The 15,942-nt window shown below is 30.6% G+C and carries 16 protein-coding genes; 13 read left to right on the plus strand and 3 right to left on the minus strand.

Features of this window, described 5'->3' with window-relative positions; genetic code table 11:
* Positions 1-53 precede the first annotated feature (53 nt).
* Positions 54-626 carry a TetR/AcrR family transcriptional regulator gene (locus tag MHN29_RS11880; RefSeq protein ID WP_150900915.1) on the minus strand — a complete coding sequence of 191 codons (573 nt, stop codon included), beginning with the start codon at positions 624-626 and terminating at the stop codon, positions 54-56.
* A gap of 39 nt (positions 627-665) precedes the next feature.
* Positions 666-1,325, minus strand: coding sequence for a transglutaminase family protein (locus tag MHN29_RS11885; protein WP_235275962.1), 660 nt, complete (start codon positions 1,323-1,325; stop codon positions 666-668).
* Positions 1,326-1,544: 219 nt separating this feature from the next.
* On the opposite strand from MHN29_RS11885, the gene MHN29_RS11890 reads away from it, so the two are divergent.
* Genes MHN29_RS11890 through MHN29_RS11910 form a run of 5 tightly spaced genes read left to right on the plus strand, consistent with a single transcriptional unit; the run spans position 1,545 to position 7,626 of the window.
* Entirely contained in the window at positions 1,545-2,744 is a 1,200-nt protein-coding gene (locus tag MHN29_RS11890) for an acetyl-CoA C-acetyltransferase (RefSeq protein WP_235275963.1), read from the plus strand.
* A 9-nt stretch (positions 2,745-2,753) separates the two neighbouring features.
* Positions 2,754-4,895: a 3-hydroxyacyl-CoA dehydrogenase NAD-binding domain-containing protein gene (locus MHN29_RS11895; RefSeq protein ID WP_235275964.1), complete on the plus strand. Its 2,142-nt coding sequence runs from the start codon at positions 2,754-2,756 to the stop codon at positions 4,893-4,895.
* A gap of 24 nt (positions 4,896-4,919) precedes the next feature.
* Entirely contained in the window at positions 4,920-6,122 is a 1,203-nt protein-coding gene (locus MHN29_RS11900) for an acyl-CoA dehydrogenase family protein (RefSeq protein WP_235275965.1), read from the plus strand.
* Positions 6,123-6,144: 22 nt separating this feature from the next.
* Positions 6,145-6,570: a thioesterase family protein gene (locus tag MHN29_RS11905; protein ID WP_150900910.1), complete on the plus strand. Its 426-nt coding sequence runs from the start codon at positions 6,145-6,147 to the stop codon at positions 6,568-6,570.
* A 6-nt stretch (positions 6,571-6,576) separates the two neighbouring features.
* On the plus strand, positions 6,577-7,626 hold the full coding sequence (locus tag MHN29_RS11910) for a CaiB/BaiF CoA-transferase family protein (protein ID WP_235275966.1): 1,050 nt from the start codon (positions 6,577-6,579) through the stop codon (positions 7,624-7,626).
* Here the strand turns inward: MHN29_RS11910 and MHN29_RS11915 are convergent.
* Positions 7,623-8,900 (minus strand): DUF2851 family protein, encoded by a 1,278-nt coding sequence (locus MHN29_RS11915; protein ID WP_235275967.1) that lies wholly within the window; start codon positions 8,898-8,900, stop codon positions 7,623-7,625. The two genes, MHN29_RS11910 and MHN29_RS11915, sit on opposite strands and share 4 nt — an antisense overlap.
* A 37-nt stretch (positions 8,901-8,937) precedes the next feature.
* On the opposite strand from MHN29_RS11915, the gene MHN29_RS11920 reads away from it, so the two are divergent.
* The 8 genes from MHN29_RS11920 to MHN29_RS11955 all read left to right on the plus strand — a co-directional run bounded on the left by MHN29_RS11920 (position 8,938) and on the right by MHN29_RS11955 (position 15,737).
* Positions 8,938-9,771: a peroxiredoxin family protein gene (locus MHN29_RS11920; RefSeq protein ID WP_235275968.1), complete on the plus strand. Its 834-nt coding sequence runs from the start codon at positions 8,938-8,940 to the stop codon at positions 9,769-9,771.
* A gap of 83 nt (positions 9,772-9,854) precedes the next feature.
* The gene (locus MHN29_RS11925) at positions 9,855-10,484 is read left to right on the plus strand and encodes an NAD(P)H-dependent oxidoreductase (RefSeq protein ID WP_235275969.1); all 630 of its coding nucleotides are present in this window, start codon (positions 9,855-9,857) and stop codon (positions 10,482-10,484) included.
* A gap of 68 nt (positions 10,485-10,552) precedes the next feature.
* Positions 10,553-11,995: a sodium:solute symporter gene (locus MHN29_RS11930; protein WP_235275970.1), complete on the plus strand. Its 1,443-nt coding sequence runs from the start codon at positions 10,553-10,555 to the stop codon at positions 11,993-11,995.
* Positions 11,988-12,170: a hypothetical protein gene (locus MHN29_RS11935; RefSeq protein ID WP_150900904.1), complete on the plus strand. Its 183-nt coding sequence runs from the start codon at positions 11,988-11,990 to the stop codon at positions 12,168-12,170. The genes MHN29_RS11930 and MHN29_RS11935 overlap by 8 nt, the downstream gene beginning before the upstream one ends.
* Positions 12,145-12,645, plus strand: a complete 501-nt coding sequence (locus tag MHN29_RS11940) for a cupin domain-containing protein (RefSeq protein WP_235275971.1) — start codon at positions 12,145-12,147, stop codon at positions 12,643-12,645. Before MHN29_RS11935 ends, MHN29_RS11940 begins: the two co-directional genes overlap by 26 nt.
* 54 nt (positions 12,646-12,699) lie before the next feature.
* A complete protein-coding gene (locus tag MHN29_RS11945; RefSeq protein WP_235275972.1) occupies positions 12,700-13,632 on the plus strand; it encodes a S9 family peptidase in 933 nt (310 codons plus the stop codon).
* 10 nt (positions 13,633-13,642) lie between these two features.
* Complete coding sequence (locus MHN29_RS11950; RefSeq protein ID WP_235275973.1) at positions 13,643-14,059, plus strand: DUF4345 domain-containing protein; 417 nt, start codon at positions 13,643-13,645, stop codon at positions 14,057-14,059.
* Positions 14,060-14,153: 94 nt separating this feature from the next.
* A complete protein-coding gene (locus tag MHN29_RS11955) occupies positions 14,154-15,737 on the plus strand; it encodes an NAD(P)/FAD-dependent oxidoreductase (protein ID WP_235275974.1) in 1,584 nt (527 codons plus the stop codon).
* The last annotated feature ends 205 nt before the right edge of the window (positions 15,738-15,942 follow it).

Below are 15,942 nucleotides of genomic sequence, written 5' to 3' on the forward strand. Positions count from 1 at the left end.
TTTAAATTCTAAATCGCTTTTCTATTTATTTTTATACAATCTAATTGAGGCTCTTACTCTTCGTTAAATAAATCTAAAGTTTTCTCAATAGCTTTATCAAATTTATCCCACATTTCATCAGAGGATAAATCGGCATTAATAAACTTCTTATTAAACTTTGAACTCAACGTAAAATAAATATAGCCACCAATCATTAAATGAAAAGCGTGTTGTAGTGAAGAATCTCTATCATTAATAGCAAATATTTTTTCCATTTGCTTATTTGTATACTTAAATAAATCTTTTGTTTCTTCCTTATTTTCAATAAGCTGCCATCTAAGAATTTCTTGAGTAATTTTATTATTTCTTAACTCCTTAGTTCCTTCTTTTGTAAATCGCTTTAAATCTTCAACACTACTTTTTTCTTTATCATCAACAAGATGTAAAGGTTTAAAAAAGTCGCCACTTTTAGCATAGTTTAAAAGCAAACCTTTTAAACCTCCGTAGTATCTATAAATAAGTTCTTTAGAAACACCAGCTTTTTTAGCTATAGCATTAATCCCTACTCCTTGCGGACCTTTTTTTTCCAATAAACTAATAAAAGCATCGTATATTTTTTTTTCAGTTGCGGCTCTATCTCTCTTCATCTTAATTAATTTATTAGAGATACCAAATATAAGTAAAGATTAAAGAGCTGCAAGATTTAAAACTATACCTAAATTAACACCACTTTTTTGCAATGGAGGATACGTTTCTTGCATAAGTTGAAACATATAAGGCAAAGGCACATTTTTAAACGTACCATAATCTTCCAAATATTCCATAAAATTGACATTACCGCTTAAATCATATTCTTGAAATAAAGAATCGTGTTCTCCGTCAAAATCTAACGCTTTTACACCTAACTTCTCACACAAACTTTGATTAAATGCAGGAGTAGCCTTGACCCAATTATCATTTAAAAAAAGCTCTACATAACCATGAGGAACTAACACATCGTTTCCAAACTTTTCAACTATATCTTCAACTGCAATATGATTTTTCACTTTAGCTAACCCCAAACGAGCAGGAATATCTTGCGACCTTAAAAGACTTATATAAATAATTGCTTTATCTAAACAATGCCCCGTTTTTTGGGTGCTAATTAATGATGATTTCCAATCCTCTTCTATTAAACTAAATCTGTAAGGGTTATATGGCCATTTATCTCTTACATAATAGTAAGCTTTAATTGCAAAATCTTTTTTAGTTAACTCCTTAAAATTATCATCTACCTCTATCAAAAGATTTTGTAGATTTTCATGCAAAAAATCAAAATTGAAATTTTCTGTAGTATACTCCTTCATTTATATTATTTTAAAAACAACACCACAAAACAAATAATTCAACAAAATAAATAGCTAAAAATTAAATTATTCACTATTTAAACTATAAATTAATGTAAAGTTATTTTCAAAAGTAAAAAATAATTTTAAATTTGTAACCACTTAGTCACAATAAAAAAATTAAAAGAAATATTTTTTTATACATAATGTTACCACAAGGTAACTTTAAAATTAAAAAAAATGGAAGCATACATTTACGATTCAGTCCGTACTCCAAGAGGAATTGGAAAAAAAACAGGAAGCTTATCGCAAGTTAGCCCAGTTCAATTAACAGTAACTTTATTAAATGCACTTAAAACAAGAAACAATTTAGACACTAGTTTAGTAGAAGATGTTATTTTAGGCTGTGTTACTCAAGCTGGTGAACAAGGTGGTAATATAGCTAAAGTAGCTGCTCAGGTTGCAAATTACGGAAATCATTTAGCAGCGGTATCCTTAAATAGATATTGTGCTTCTGGTTTAGAAGCAGTAAATCAAGCGGCTGCTCGTATTCGTTCAGGTTGGTCTGATTTAATAATTGCCGGAGGTGTAGAATCTATGTCACGTGTACCTATGGGAATTGACGGTTCTGCATGGGTAATGGAACCAGATGCTGCCTTTGGAAAGTTTGTTCCTCAAGGAATTTCTGCCGATTTAATTGCTACTAAGTATGGTTATTCAAGAAAAGATTTAGATGCTTTTGCATTGATTTCACAACAACGCGCAACAGCAGCACGAAGCGCTGGAAACTTTAAAAAATCAATCATTCCTGTAACTGACATTAATGGTTTTACACATCTAGACCATGATGAATATATACGAGAAAAGACTACTCTAGAAGGTCTGGCTAACTTAAGACCTGCTTTTCAAAAAATGGGTGAAATGCTTTTCAATCAAACTGCTTTAGATACCTATACTGAAATAGAGCAAATTAATCACGTACATCATGCAGGAAACTCATCAGGTATTGTTGATGGGGCTGCTTTAATGCTTATTGGTTCTAAAGAAGTAGGCGAAAAATTAGGTTTAAAACCAAGAGCTAAAATAAAAATGGGAAGCATTATTGGTTCAGAACCTTTAATTATGTTAGAAGGCCCTACTCCAGCTACCAAAAAAGCTTTACAAAAGGCAAATATGGAAGCTTCCGATATTGACTTATGGGAAATTAATGAAGCGTTTGCTGTGGTTCCATTACGTTTAATGGAAAACATGAAAATTGATCATTCAATTGTAAATATAAATGGAGGTGCCATAGCAATGGGGCATCCTCTTGGAGCAACTGGATGTATGATCTTAGGAACTGCTTTAGACGAATTAGAACGTCAAAATAAACAAACTGCACTAGCTACTCTTTGTGTTGGTGGAGGTATGGGAATTGCAACTATTATTGAACGTATTTAAAAGAAAAACATGCAACATATAAAATATACAATAGACTCAGATGGAATTGCATTTATTACATGGGATGTAGCCAACAGCCCAGTAAACATAATGAATCAAGAAACCATGAACGAATTCTTTACTACCGTTACACGTTCTGTAAATGATTCTGCTGTTAAAGGAATTGTAATTAATTCTGCTAAGCAAGACTTTATAGCTGGTGGAGATCTTAAATGGTTTTTAAATTATGACAAGTCTCGTGAAGAATGTTTTGATATGCTTATGGAAACTCACAAAGCAATGCGTTTGTTAGAAACCTCAGGAAAGCCGGTAGTTGCAGCTATGAATGGACTAGCTTTAGGTGGTGGTGTAGAAATAGCTTTGGCTTGTCATCATAGAATTATGGTAAACCACCCTAAAAATAAAATGGGCTTAGTAGAGTGTTCTGTAGGTTTATTTCCAGGAGCTGGTGGTACACAACGTTATTTACGTATGCTAGGTGCACAAAAAACTATTGAGTTCATAACGCAATCTAAAAAATTAACAGCTGAACAAGCATTACATAACAAATTAGTAAACCAAATTTGTGAACCAACTGATGATATTAATAAGCTGGCTAAACAATGGATTTTAGATAATCCAAATGCTTGTCAACCATGGGACGACAAACATTTTGTAGTTCCGGGAACTCCAAATGGTGTTGGACAAATGTCGGGAATTACAGAATTCTATTCCGTTTCAAATGCCATGGCATACAAAACTACCCATGGAAATATGCCACATATAAAAAATGTATTAAGTGCTATTTATCATGGAGGTTCAACAAGTATAGACAATGCTTTAGAAATAGAAGCTCGTTATTTTGTTGATACTTTATTTTCTAAAGAAACTAAAAATATTATCCGTTCATCGTTTATTTTTATTGGTGATGCTGCTAAAGGAAAAGCTAAACCCAAAGGTTTTGAAAGAGCTTCTTATAAAAAAGTAGGTGTTTTAGGAGCAGGAATGATGGGAGCAGGAATAGCTTATGTAACCGCTAAAGCAGGTATAGAAGTAGCTTTAAAAGATGTATCGATAGAAAGTAGTGAAAGAGGAAAATCATATTCAGAAAAAATAGAGCAAAAAAAATTGGCTAAAGGACGTACTACCGAAATAAAAATGAATGCTCTTTTAGAAAAAATTAAACCTACAGATAAAGTAGAAGATTTAGCCGATTGTGATTTAATAATAGAAGCTGTTTTTGAAAACGAAAAACTTAAAAATTCAGTTACTAAAGAAACTGAAGCTATTATAAAACCAGAAGTAATTTATGCTTCTAATACTTCTACAATTCCAATAACAACCTTAGCCAAAGCTTCTGTTAAACCAGATAAATACATTGGATTACATTTCTTTTCACCAGTGGACAAAATGCCTCTAGTAGAAGTTATTGTGGGGAAAGAAACCTCAGATGAAACCTTAGCTGCTGCGATAGATTATGTTACTAAAATTAAGAAAGTTCCAATTGTTGTTAATGACGGTAGAGGCTTTTTTACTTCTAGAGTTTTTGGAAAATTTGTTAATGAAGGAATCGCAATGCTTTCTCAAGGCCTTCCTCCTGCTGTAATTGAAAATGTTGCTAAAAAAATTGGAATGCCTGTTGGTCCATTAGCTGTTTCCGACGAGGTAAATCTAAAATTAATGCTAGATATCATGGGAGAAGACCCTACCCTATCTGACTTTGAAAAAAAGCTAGAAAAAACCATTTACGATATTACAACCATTCATAAACGAACAGGAAAAAAAGAAGGAGCTGGTTTTTATGAGTACCCGAAAGAAGGGAGAAAATATATTTGGGAAAACTGGAAAACTATATTCCCTGTAAAAGAGGAATATGATGAAGAAGAAATAGGTAAACGTTTATTATTTGCCATGGTAATAGACTCTTATAAATGTTTAGAATCTGGAGTTTTAAAAGAACCTAAAGATGCTGATATTGGTTCAATATTAGGCCTAGGTTTTCCTATTTATACCGGTGGGGTTATGTCTTATATAGATTATATAGGAGCTAATGAATTCTTAGCATATTCAGAAAAGTTAGCTCGAAAACACGGTGAAAGATTTAAGCTACCAGAAAGTTTAAAAGAAAAAATTTCAAAAGCTGAAAACAATAGAATCTTTTACAAAAATTAATTTTTTAACCTAAAAAGTATCCAAATGTTACAAAATATATTATTAGAAAGAAAAATATACGCATCAGAAGAACATAGTATGATGCGTAGCATGATACAAGATTTTATAACGAATGAAGTAGAGTCTCAAATAGAACAATGGGAAAAAGATGGCATGGTAAGTAGAGAAATTTGGCAACGTGCTGGTGAATTAGGATTACTGTGTATGGATATGCCAGAAGAATATGGAGGTGCTGGACTAGACTTTACTTTTAATGCATTAATGATTGAAGAATTTGCTAGAAAAAATATTTCAGGACCTGGCTTTTCTTTACATTCTGATATCATTGCCCCTTATATTTTAAAATGGGGAAATGAAGCACAAAAGAAAAAGTATTTACCTATTATGGCTACGGGTAAAATCATAACAGCCATAGGTATGACAGAACCTAACTGTGGATCAGATTTGCAAGCCATCAGAACTACTGCAGTAGATAAAGGAGATCATTATTTAGTTAATGGACAAAAAACCTTTATTACCAATGGATATATGTGCGATATGGCCGTTGTAGCAGTAAAAACAAATCCTGGTACAGCTGAAGAAGGAGTATCTTTATTAATTATGGAAAGTAAATGGGAAGGTTTTGAAAAAGGAATACCATTTAAAAAGATAGGAATGAAAGCCCAAGATACCTGCGAATTATTTTTCGATAATGTAAAAGTACCTAAAGAAAACTTACTTGGAAAAGAAGGACAGGGTTTTAAAATTATGATGACTGAATTGGCTAGAGAGCGTATGTCTGTTGCTATTTCTGCTATTGGTGGCGCACAAGGAGCTATAGAAGACACTCTTTCATATACCTCAACTCGTACTGCTTTTAAACAACCAATTGCTGGTTTTCAAAACACTCAATTTAAAATGGCTGAATGTGCTACTGAATTACAGTTACACCAAGCTTTTGTAGATAGATGTATTGAAGATTTAGCACAGCATAAATTATCTGCTGAAAGTGCTTCAATGGCAAAATATTCAGCAACCGATATGCATGGTAAAGTTGTTGATGAATGTTTACAATTATTTGGAGGTTATGGTTACATGTGGGAATATCCTATAGCACGTATGTATGCCGATAATAGAGTAGCTAGAATTTATGCAGGGACTAATGAAATTATGAAATTATTAATAGCTAGAGGATTATATAAAGAACTATTTCAAAAGTTAAAAGCTATGAAAAAAAATCACAAATAATTTTCTCTAAAAAATAACCAATATGATGACTATTAACGATTTTCCTATTCAAACTTATATAACAGTCCAATGGGGCGATATGGATGCTTTTAGACATGTGAACAATGTAACCTATGTTAAATGGGGAGAAACTGCTCGTATTGAATATTTTAAAAGTATCGATTTTTTCAATTCTGCTCCTGAAGAAATGGAATTTGCTCCCATTTTAGGTTTTCAATCTGTAAAATACATAGCACCAGTAGTATATCCTGATATTATAAAAATTGGGACTATTACAGAAGAAATAAAAGAAGATCGGTTTATAATGAAATCATATTTTTTTAGTGACACACAAAATAAATTGGTTGCCATACAAACTCATGAAATCATAGTTTTTGATTATAAAAACCACCAAAAAATCCCAGTGCCTAACACCTTAAAAGAGTTAATTAAAAAAATTGAAGAATAGTTCATTATGCTACCATTAGAAGGAATAAAAATTATAGACTTTTCACGATTATTACCAGGTCCATTAGGCACACAAATATTAAAACAATTAGGTGCTGAAGTTACTAAGATTGAAAGTCCCAAACGTATGGACTATACTCGATATTATGAACCAAAAATCGAGCAAACTTCTACGATGTTTTATACACTAAATTATGGTAAAGAAGCATTGGTTATAGATTATGAAGAAGAAAAAGGTTATTCAAAAATTATTGAGTTAATTAAAGAAAGTGATGTTTTTATAGAACAATTTAGACCTGAAGTGATGAAAGGGTTTCGCTTAGATTTTGATACTGTAAAAAAAATAAACCCAACCATTGTTTATATTTCAGTAACTGGTTATGGGCAAAACTCAAAATTTAAAAACAAAGCGGGGCATGATTTAAACTATATAGCACAAGCTGGCTTATTAGATTTGAATAAAGACGAAAAAGGAAAACCAATTATACCAGGCTATCAAGTAGCAGACATTGCTGGTGGATCGTATATGTTAGTTGCCGCTTGTACTACGGCATTGTTAGCCAAACATAAACAACAAAAAGCACAGTATGTAGATGTAAATTTATCAAAAGCCACCATGCCTTTAAATGCAATAGCACAAGGTATGGAATATCAAGGAGCATCTTATAAAAAAACTCCAATTCTAAGTGGTATGATGGTAAACTATAATGTTTATGAATGTGCCGATAAAAAATGGATTGCGCTTGGAGCCTTGGAAACTAAATTTTGGAATTCTTTCTGTGATAAAATAGATGAACCTTCTTGGAAAACAAATAATCAGTTTGATTTAATTACTGGTGCATTTGATAAAACATTACTGGAAAATTTATTCTCAAACAAAACCAGAGACGAATGGGTAGACTTTTTTGAAGACGAAGATATTTGTATTTCATCGGTATTAGAAATTAATGAGTTAATTGATTTTCATACTAAAAACAATACTGATGTTTTTGAAAAAGTTATGATTGATGATAATGAAATGTATATGTACAAAGCTCCTTTTTTAATTACTAACTAAATATGTTTTTTAAGTAAATTATTTCCAATAGCACAATTTATACAACGTTTCTTTACACAAAAATTATTTCTAAGTTCTAATAAAGCTTGACTTTCAAATGCATTTTTAGCGATCAATTTCAAGTCAGAGAACTTAGATATTATTGAATTCTTCTCTGGTTTTATCTGCTGTATTAGTTTTAAAATCTCTTCTTCATTCAATATTCCCTTGTATTGTTCATACACAAATTTTAAGGGGATAATTGTATTGATTAGAAGTAAATCAATAAATGACTTTGTCAACCTTTTTGTTAGCTTTTTTGAAGTTGTTTCAAATGTATAATGTGCTTGCCAAAAAGCATTAACCTCAACAGATAATAAATCGTAAAAATCTTCTTTCCTATTTAACTCTAAAAGTTTAGAAAATAAATTTTGGTATTTATGAAATAATGCAACCAGTTGTGCTATCCGTATTGTAGGAAAATTATTGGGACGCATTCTAAAGAATTGAAACTGTTTATTATGAATGGAGGTTAATTGATATTTATGTTTTAAATAATCATACTCATTCTTTAAACTAAAGAAATATTCATTCTCAACAGTTTCTTCAAAAAAACCTGCTTGACCAAACAACAAAGCAGATAACTGAAATTCATTAAATCTAACCTTCTGTAGAATCGAAAAATCAAATGATTTCGCCAATTGTAAAAAGGCATCTCCATTCACTTTTAATCCAAAGTTTTTAGCTAACAACTGAAACAAAACTGCTTCAAAATCATTTTTAGAATTCGCTAACAATTCTTTTATTAAAATCGATTTATTCTCTAATCGCTCAAAGTATAATCGTTCTAACCAATTTTTAATTAAAAATGCATCAACATCTACAATTTGATTTTCACAAGAAATCCATTGTAGTTGTTTTGAAAATAGCTGTTCATAATTTTTCATCACATTTTCATGAACTAATTCTTTAAGTTCTAAAGTAGGAAGCGGTAAGTTATTTTTCATAAACACTTCAGCATCATGATTCCAAACAATATGTAAAATTACTGCATCGTAATTTTCATCTTCTTCATGTTTATGCGCATACCAATCGGAGGAATTGATATGAATTTCAACATTACCAATCCATAATTGATGGTTTATTTTTAACTGAGCATTTAAAAAATCTGGTCCAGAGTTTTTATTATGCATACCCGATTTAACAATCTGAATACTTTCATTGTGAACTGATTTCAAATTAGTTATATTAAATAATTTGTATTGCCACAAAAAATGTAGAAATTCCTCTTTCATAACCGTAAATTAGCAATTCTTTTACGACTATTAAGATATGAAAAATTTCACTAAATCGCTTTTTATCAGCGCATTTCCAGTTTTCGCTTTGATTATTTTTATAAAAACAATCGCTAATGCAAACTTTAATAGTAGCAATATAGGCTTACTAATTTCTTCAATTACAGTAGTTATTTTCTTTGCTATGTTATTTATAAAACCAGTAGCAAGAACAACCAAAAACTTAAGTTTCTACTCAACATTTATTGTTATTGGGTTTGCTCTGAATCTTTTCAATTTTGAGCAAAAAACATTGGTTATTTCTGTTGGTTTGGCCTTAGGATGGTTAGCTTATTTAACTTGGTATTCTTCCTTTAATTCAAGAGATACAAGCATTTTGCAAGAAGGTAAAACACTTCCTGACTTTGTATTAGAAAACGAAAACTCAGAAGAAATTACGCTAAAAGATTTAAAAGGTGATTTTAAAATCTTTTTATTCTACAGAGGAAATTGGTGTCCATTATGTATGGCACAAATTAAAGAAGTCGTTGCTCAATATAAAGAACTAGAAAAAAGAAATACAACTATGGTTTTGGTAAGTTCACAACCTCATAAATTCACTAAGAGTTTAGCAAAAAAACATAGCGTTCCTTTTAAGTTTTTAGTAGATGTAAAAAATAAAGTAGCTAAACAGCTAGGTATTTTACATGAAAATGGATTACCAGCAGGCTTTCAAGTTTTTGGTTACGACTCGGATGTAGTGTTGCCTACTGTAATTATTACTGATGAAGACAATAAAATTATCTTTGCAGACTTAACTGATAATTATAGAGTAAGACCAGAACCAGAGACTTTTATTAAAATTATAGATCGTTATAAAAGATTAAATTGATTAAACTATCAATTATTGTAATAAACAAATCATTATTTTTCTTAATAGCAATTGTAATTTTGTTCTCAAATAAATTCGAAAAAATGAATAGTATAGAAAGTTTAGAATGGCGTTATGCTGTTAAAAAATTTGACGAAAATAAATCACTTACCGAAACTCAAATAAACACCTTAAAAGAAGCTTTTAATTTAACAGCTACTTCATATGGATTACAACCAATTAAAATGGTCGTAATTCAAAATAAAAAACTTCAACAGCAATTAGTAGAACACTCTTGGAACCAAGGTCAGGTTGCACAAGCATCACATGTATTGGTTTTATGCATCCCTAAAGAATACACAGTGAAAGATGTTGAAAGTTATTTTACTTTGGTAAAAGAAGTAAGAAATACACCTGATGAAATTTTAAATCCATTTAAGGAAATGCTTAGTTCTTCAATAGCAAATAAAACTTCAGAAGAATTGAGAAGTTGGAATAAAAATCAAGCTTATATTGCTTTAGGAAATTTAATGACCGTAGCAGCTAATGAGCAAATAGATTCTTGTCCAATGGAAGGTTTTATTCCAGAGAAGTATGATGAAATCTTAGGTTTAGACAAACACAACTTAACATCGGTTTTAGTATTACCAGTTGGATTTAGAGCTGAAGATGATTATATGAAAGACCTGAAAAAAGTTCGTAGAAAAACAGCAGAAGTTGTTATAGAACTATAATCTATATAATTTAAGTTATGAATTGCGAATGATAAATTTAGTACATTCGTAATTCATAATTTAACGGTATGCAACCACTACATATATTACTCCTTATTCTAGCCTATTTTGGTGTATTAATTCTTATCTCATACATCACAGGAAAGTCGGCAAATAACAATACATTTTTTAAAGCAGATAACTCTTCTCCATGGTATTTAGTAGCCTTTGGTATGATTGGAGCGTCACTCTCTGGAGTTACATTTATCTCCGTTCCTGGTTGGGTAGAAGGACAACAAATGAGTTATATGCAAATGGTATTCGGCTACGTATTAGGATATGCCGTTATTGGACTGGTATTACTTCCACTCTACTACAAACTAAATCTAACTTCTATTTATACTTATTTAGAAGATCGTTTTGGTAGATATTCATACAAAACAGGAGCTTCATTCTTTTTATTATCAAGAACAGTTGGAGCGGCTTTTCGTTTATTTCTAGTAGCCAATGTTTTACAATTAATTTTGTTCGATGCTTACGGAATACCATTTTGGGTAACTGTAACTATTACTATTTTATTAATTTGGTTATATACATTTAAAGGAGGAATCAAAACCATTGTTTGGACAGACACTCTACAAACTTTATTCATGCTAATTGCCGTAGGTGTTTGTATTGTAATGATTAAAGATGCAATGCAAATAGAAAGTTTATTCTCTTATATTTCAGAAAATAAACTATCAAAAATGTTCTTTTTTGACGACCCTAAAGCAGGAAATTATTTTTGGAATCGATTCTTTTCTGGTGCTTTTATAGCAATTGTTATGACTGGATTAGATCAAGACATGATGCAAAAAAACTTAACCTGTCGTAACTTAAAAGATGCACAAAAAAATATGTTTTGGTTTACCATAGTATTGGTTATCGTTAACTTCTTCTTTTTAGCTCTAGGAGTTTTATTAACCGACTATGCTGCTTCAAATGGTATTGATGCTCATAAAGATAATTTATTCCCAAGTATAGCTATGAGCGGTGAATTAGGTATAGCTACTTCCCTATTTTTCTTATTAGGATTAATAGCAGCAGCTTACTCAAGTGCCGACAGCGCCTTAACCTCATTAACTACTTCTTTTAGTATTGATATTTTAGAAATTGATAAAAAAGAAGACGGACAAGAAAAAGAAAAAATACGTAAAAAAATACACGTATTATTCTCATTTATTTTAATCGCAACCATTTTAGTTTTTAAATATTTTATTGCTGATGCTAGTGTAATTGCTAAAATATTTCAATTTGCAGGATATACTTATGGTCCATTATTAGGGCTTTATGCTTTTGGTTTATTTACCAAACTAAACGTAAAAGACAAATTGGTTCCCTATATCTGTTTACTTTCTCCTGTACTTACTTATCTAATAAGTATCTATAGTAAATCAGAATTAAATTTTGATTTTGGTTTCTTTGTTTTAATCTTAAACGGACTAATAACTTTCTTAGGCTTATTAGCTATTAAACAAACTCGTAATGCCTAAAAAAGGGAAAGGAAAAGCTAAAAATACTGTTAATAAAGCGAAACATACACGCTTAATGAAACAGAAAGAAAACAAGGTAAAACTTGAAAAGCAACGTAATAAGGAACGTTTAAAAGCATTGATTAAAAAAATAAACGAACAGAAAAAAAATGACAGCACAACAGATAATACATAAATTCAATTTAACAGAACATCCAGAAGGCGGTTACTTTAATGAAACTTATAGAAGTAACGGAATTATTAAAAATGAAAATTTAAGCTCAGAATTTGTTGGTGATAGAAATTACAGTACTTCTATTTATTTCTTATTAACTTCTGATAAATTTTCCGCTTTTCATAAAATAAATCAGGATGAAATTTGGCACTTTTACAAAGGCACTACCTTAAAACTTCATATGATTTCTCCTAAAGGAGATTATTCTTTTGTGTTGATAGGAAATGATTTAGAAAATAACGAACAACCACAGTTTGTTGTACCAGCAACCTATTGGTTTGCTGCTGAAGTTATTAAAGAAAATTCTTACGCATTTACAGGTTGTACAGTAGCCCCTGGGTTTGATTTTAACGATTTTGTTTTACCTAAAAGGGATGAATTAATACAATTATTCCCTCAACATGAAGCAATAATTACAAAGCTTACTCATCATTAAAACAAAACTATTTTAATTAGGCCAACTTAATCATCATTAAAAAATTGCTATAAAATGAAAAAGTTCATCCTACATTTACTAATTATAGTTAGTATTTCATGTAGCTCACAAGAATCAATAATTGTAAAAAAAGAAAAAATTGATTGGAAAAACTATAAGGGTTTGTTTCAAGATGCTGAACAAACACAATTCAAAGCTCAATTTAAATTTTTACAAAATGTAAAATTATATGAAATTACTTACCTAAGTGATAGTTTAGAAATTCAATCGTTTGCAACATTTCCCAAAAAAGAAGGAAAATATCCAGTAATTATATTTAATAGAGGAGGAAATAGAGATTTTGGCGCTTTATCATTAACCAAAGAAAAACATAAACTTTTCTTCCCTCCTATGTTCTCTAAAATAACAAATAACGACTACATTGTCATTGGTTGTAATTATAGAGAAAGTGGAAAAAGTGAAGGAAAAGATGAATTTGGAGGAAAAGACGTTAATGATGTACTCAACTTACTCAAAGTTGTTAAAGAGTTTCCTAAAGCCGACACGACTAGAATTGGAATGTATGGTTGGAGTCGCGGAGGTATGATGACCTATTTGTCATTAACCAAAACTAGTAAAATTAAAACTGCAATAATAGGTGGAGCTCCCACAGATTTAACAATTATTGATAGAGCTGACATGGAAGTAAATGTATATGCGCCACTTATTCCTAATTATTGGAAAAACAAACAGGAAGAATTAAAAAAGAGGTCAGCTTTATATTTTGCAAACAAATTTCCTAAAAATATTCCCCTCCTCATACTACATGGTGATGCTGATAAAAGGGTGAATGTATCAAGTCCAATTAAACTTTCAAAAGAGTTGGATAAATATAATATCCCATATCGCTTAAAAATATATAAAGAAGGTAACCATGGCTTAACAAAAAATAAAAAAGAGGTAAACAGAGAAGTATTAGATTGGTTTCAAAAACACTTAAGGAACTAAAAAATAGGCCATGAAAATATACTATTGGATTATTAAAAACTTACATCTTCTCATTTCATTAGGTATTGTTGTGCCAACTGCAATTATATATGGTTCACCATCCATTCTACCTCAACAATTAGATATCCAAGTTAATACAATAGACCTTTCAAATATGCTAAAAGCTATTATGGGTTTATATATTGGAATTTCATTGGTATGGATTTTAGGTATTTGGAAAACACAATATTGGAAAAGAGCTACTAAATTAAACATCTTATTTATGTTAACTCTAGCAATAGGACGAGGATTGAGTATGATTACAGATGGAATCCCTACAAATGGTTATATTTTTGGAATTACAGCAGAACTATTACTTGGTTTATTTTCTATTTATCAGCTTAGAAAATATAATTGTAAAGAAAAAAAATTGCAAAATCATAAATAGAAAAACTTATAGATTAAACTAGGAAATGGTATAGGAAGAATAATTGATGTATATTTAGTTCCATAACTAACAAAACTTTAACTATTCTGCCCCTATGATTCAATCCTACAAGAAAAAACCAACACTACAAGAAAAATACGATACTATAATTATTGGCTCTGGAATGGGCGGACTTGCTACTGCTGCTATTCTTGCTAAAGAAGGTCAAAAAGTATTAGTCTTAGAAAGGCATTATACAGCTGGTGGTTTTACTCATATTTTTAAACGAAAAGGTTATGAATGGGATGTAGGTATACATTATATAGGAGATGTACAACGAGACAAAAGCATTTTAAAAAAACTATTCGACTATGTAAGTAATGGCGACCTAAAATGGGAAGACATGGGAGATGTTTACGATAAAATTATTATTGGTAATAAACAGTATGATTTTGTAAAAGGTGTAAGGAACTTTAAAAAACAAATGATTACTTATTTCCCAGAGGAAGAGCAAGCAATTAATAAATATGTTGACACTGTTTTTGAAGCCGTAAAAGCGAGTAAAAACTATTATATAAGTAAAACACTTTCTACAATACCCAATGCAATTGCAGGTGGGTTCTTGAGAAAACCATTTTATAAGTATTCTGACAAGACCACCTATGAAGTCCTTCGAGAAATAACCGATAATGAAGAGCTAATAAAAGTGCTAACAGGACAATATGGCGATTATGGATTACCTCCTAAACAAAGTAGTTTTTCTATGCATGCGTCCGTAGCACGTCATTATTTTGATGGAGGAAGTTATCCTATTGGAGGTTCCTCACAAATTGTAAAAACAATAGATCCTGTTATTGAAGCTGGTGGTGGAACTATATTAGTAAGTGCTGAAGTAGATGAAGTTCTTATAAATAAAGGCAAAGCTATAGGTGTACAAATGAAAGATGGTAAACAAATTTTAGCGAAAAATATTATTAGTAATGCCGGACTCATCACTACTTACAATAAACTATTACCTACTAGTATTGTTAAGAAATATCAATTAAAAAAGCATTTACAAACGGTTAATCCATCCGTAGCGCATGTAAGTTTATATATAGGACTAGAAGGTACTCCTGAGGAACTTCAAATACCAAAAACAAATTATTGGGTATATCCAGCCAAAGGAGATCACGATACTTGTGTACATAATTACTTAGAAGATTTATCAAAACCATTTCCAGTAGTATATATGTCTTTCCCTGCTGCTAAAGATCCAGATTGGAAAAATAGATATCCTGGTAAGAGTGCTATTGATATTATTACCCTTGTTCCTTATGAAATGTTTGAAAAATGGAAAGAAACCTCATGGAAAAAGAGAGGTGACGATTATGAAGAAATTAAAGAACAAATAGCCCAACGTCTTTTAAAAGAATTGTATAAGCAACTACCACAAGTAGAAGGAAAAATAAAACATTATGAATTATCTAGTCCGCTTACAACTGAGCATTTTGTCAACTATCAAAAAGGTGAAATTTACGGATTAGACCACAGCCCTTCTCGTTTTAGACAACCTTTCTTAAAACCAAAAACACCTATTAAAAATTTCTATTTAACAGGACAAGACATTGTCACAGCTGGTATAGGAGGCGCATTATTTTCTGGAGTATTATCAGCCACAGCTGTAACAGGAAAAAATCTCTTAAAAAAAGTACTATAACATCTTAGTTAAAATAATAAAATAAGCACGTTTGTTAATTGTATACAAACGTGCTTATTTCTTTATAAACTCTTCATTTCTTTACAACAAAAAAGTAAGGTTTTCCCTTACTTTTAGTATGGTTTTTTACATATCCTTTTACTTCTTTTCATTTAATTTTAAATAAAAACAATACATACGCTTATAGCAAACAAACCATAACTAA

It is taken from the genome of Tenacibaculum sp. Cn5-46 (assembly GCF_022347705.1).
GTDB lineage: Bacteria > Bacteroidota > Bacteroidia > Flavobacteriales > Flavobacteriaceae > Polaribacter > Polaribacter aiptasiae.

Bases quoted from the DNA above. Each gene is read 5' to 3' on its own strand.
- MHN29_RS11920 (WP_235275968.1), top strand. From the start codon at position 8,938: ATGAAAAATTTCACTAAATCGCTTTTTATCAGCGCATTTCCAGTTTTC.
- MHN29_RS11950 (WP_235275973.1), top strand. From the start codon at position 13,643: ATGAAAATATACTATTGGATTATTAAAAACTTACATCTTCTCATTTCA.
- MHN29_RS11900 (WP_235275965.1), top strand. From the start codon at position 4,920: ATGTTACAAAATATATTATTAGAAAGAAAAATATACGCATCAGAAGAA.
- MHN29_RS11925 (WP_235275969.1), top strand. From the start codon at position 9,855: ATGAATAGTATAGAAAGTTTAGAATGGCGTTATGCTGTTAAAAAATTT.
- MHN29_RS11935 (WP_150900904.1), top strand. From the start codon at position 11,988: ATGCCTAAAAAAGGGAAAGGAAAAGCTAAAAATACTGTTAATAAAGCG.
- MHN29_RS11895 (WP_235275964.1), top strand. From the start codon at position 2,754: ATGCAACATATAAAATATACAATAGACTCAGATGGAATTGCATTTATT.
- MHN29_RS11885 (WP_235275962.1), bottom strand. From the start codon at position 1,325: ATGAAGGAGTATACTACAGAAAATTTCAATTTTGATTTTTTGCATGAA.
- MHN29_RS11905 (WP_150900910.1), top strand. From the start codon at position 6,145: ATGATGACTATTAACGATTTTCCTATTCAAACTTATATAACAGTCCAA.
- MHN29_RS11945 (WP_235275972.1), top strand. From the start codon at position 12,700: ATGAAAAAGTTCATCCTACATTTACTAATTATAGTTAGTATTTCATGT.
- MHN29_RS11915 (WP_235275967.1), bottom strand. From the start codon at position 8,900: ATGAAAGAGGAATTTCTACATTTTTTGTGGCAATACAAATTATTTAAT.
- MHN29_RS11880 (WP_150900915.1), bottom strand. From the start codon at position 626: ATGAAGAGAGATAGAGCCGCAACTGAAAAAAAAATATACGATGCTTTT.
- MHN29_RS11930 (WP_235275970.1), top strand. From the start codon at position 10,553: ATGCAACCACTACATATATTACTCCTTATTCTAGCCTATTTTGGTGTA.
- MHN29_RS11890 (WP_235275963.1), top strand. From the start codon at position 1,545: ATGGAAGCATACATTTACGATTCAGTCCGTACTCCAAGAGGAATTGGA.
- MHN29_RS11940 (WP_235275971.1), top strand. From the start codon at position 12,145: ATGACAGCACAACAGATAATACATAAATTCAATTTAACAGAACATCCA.
- MHN29_RS11910 (WP_235275966.1), top strand. From the start codon at position 6,577: ATGCTACCATTAGAAGGAATAAAAATTATAGACTTTTCACGATTATTA.
- MHN29_RS11955 (WP_235275974.1), top strand. From the start codon at position 14,154: ATGATTCAATCCTACAAGAAAAAACCAACACTACAAGAAAAATACGAT.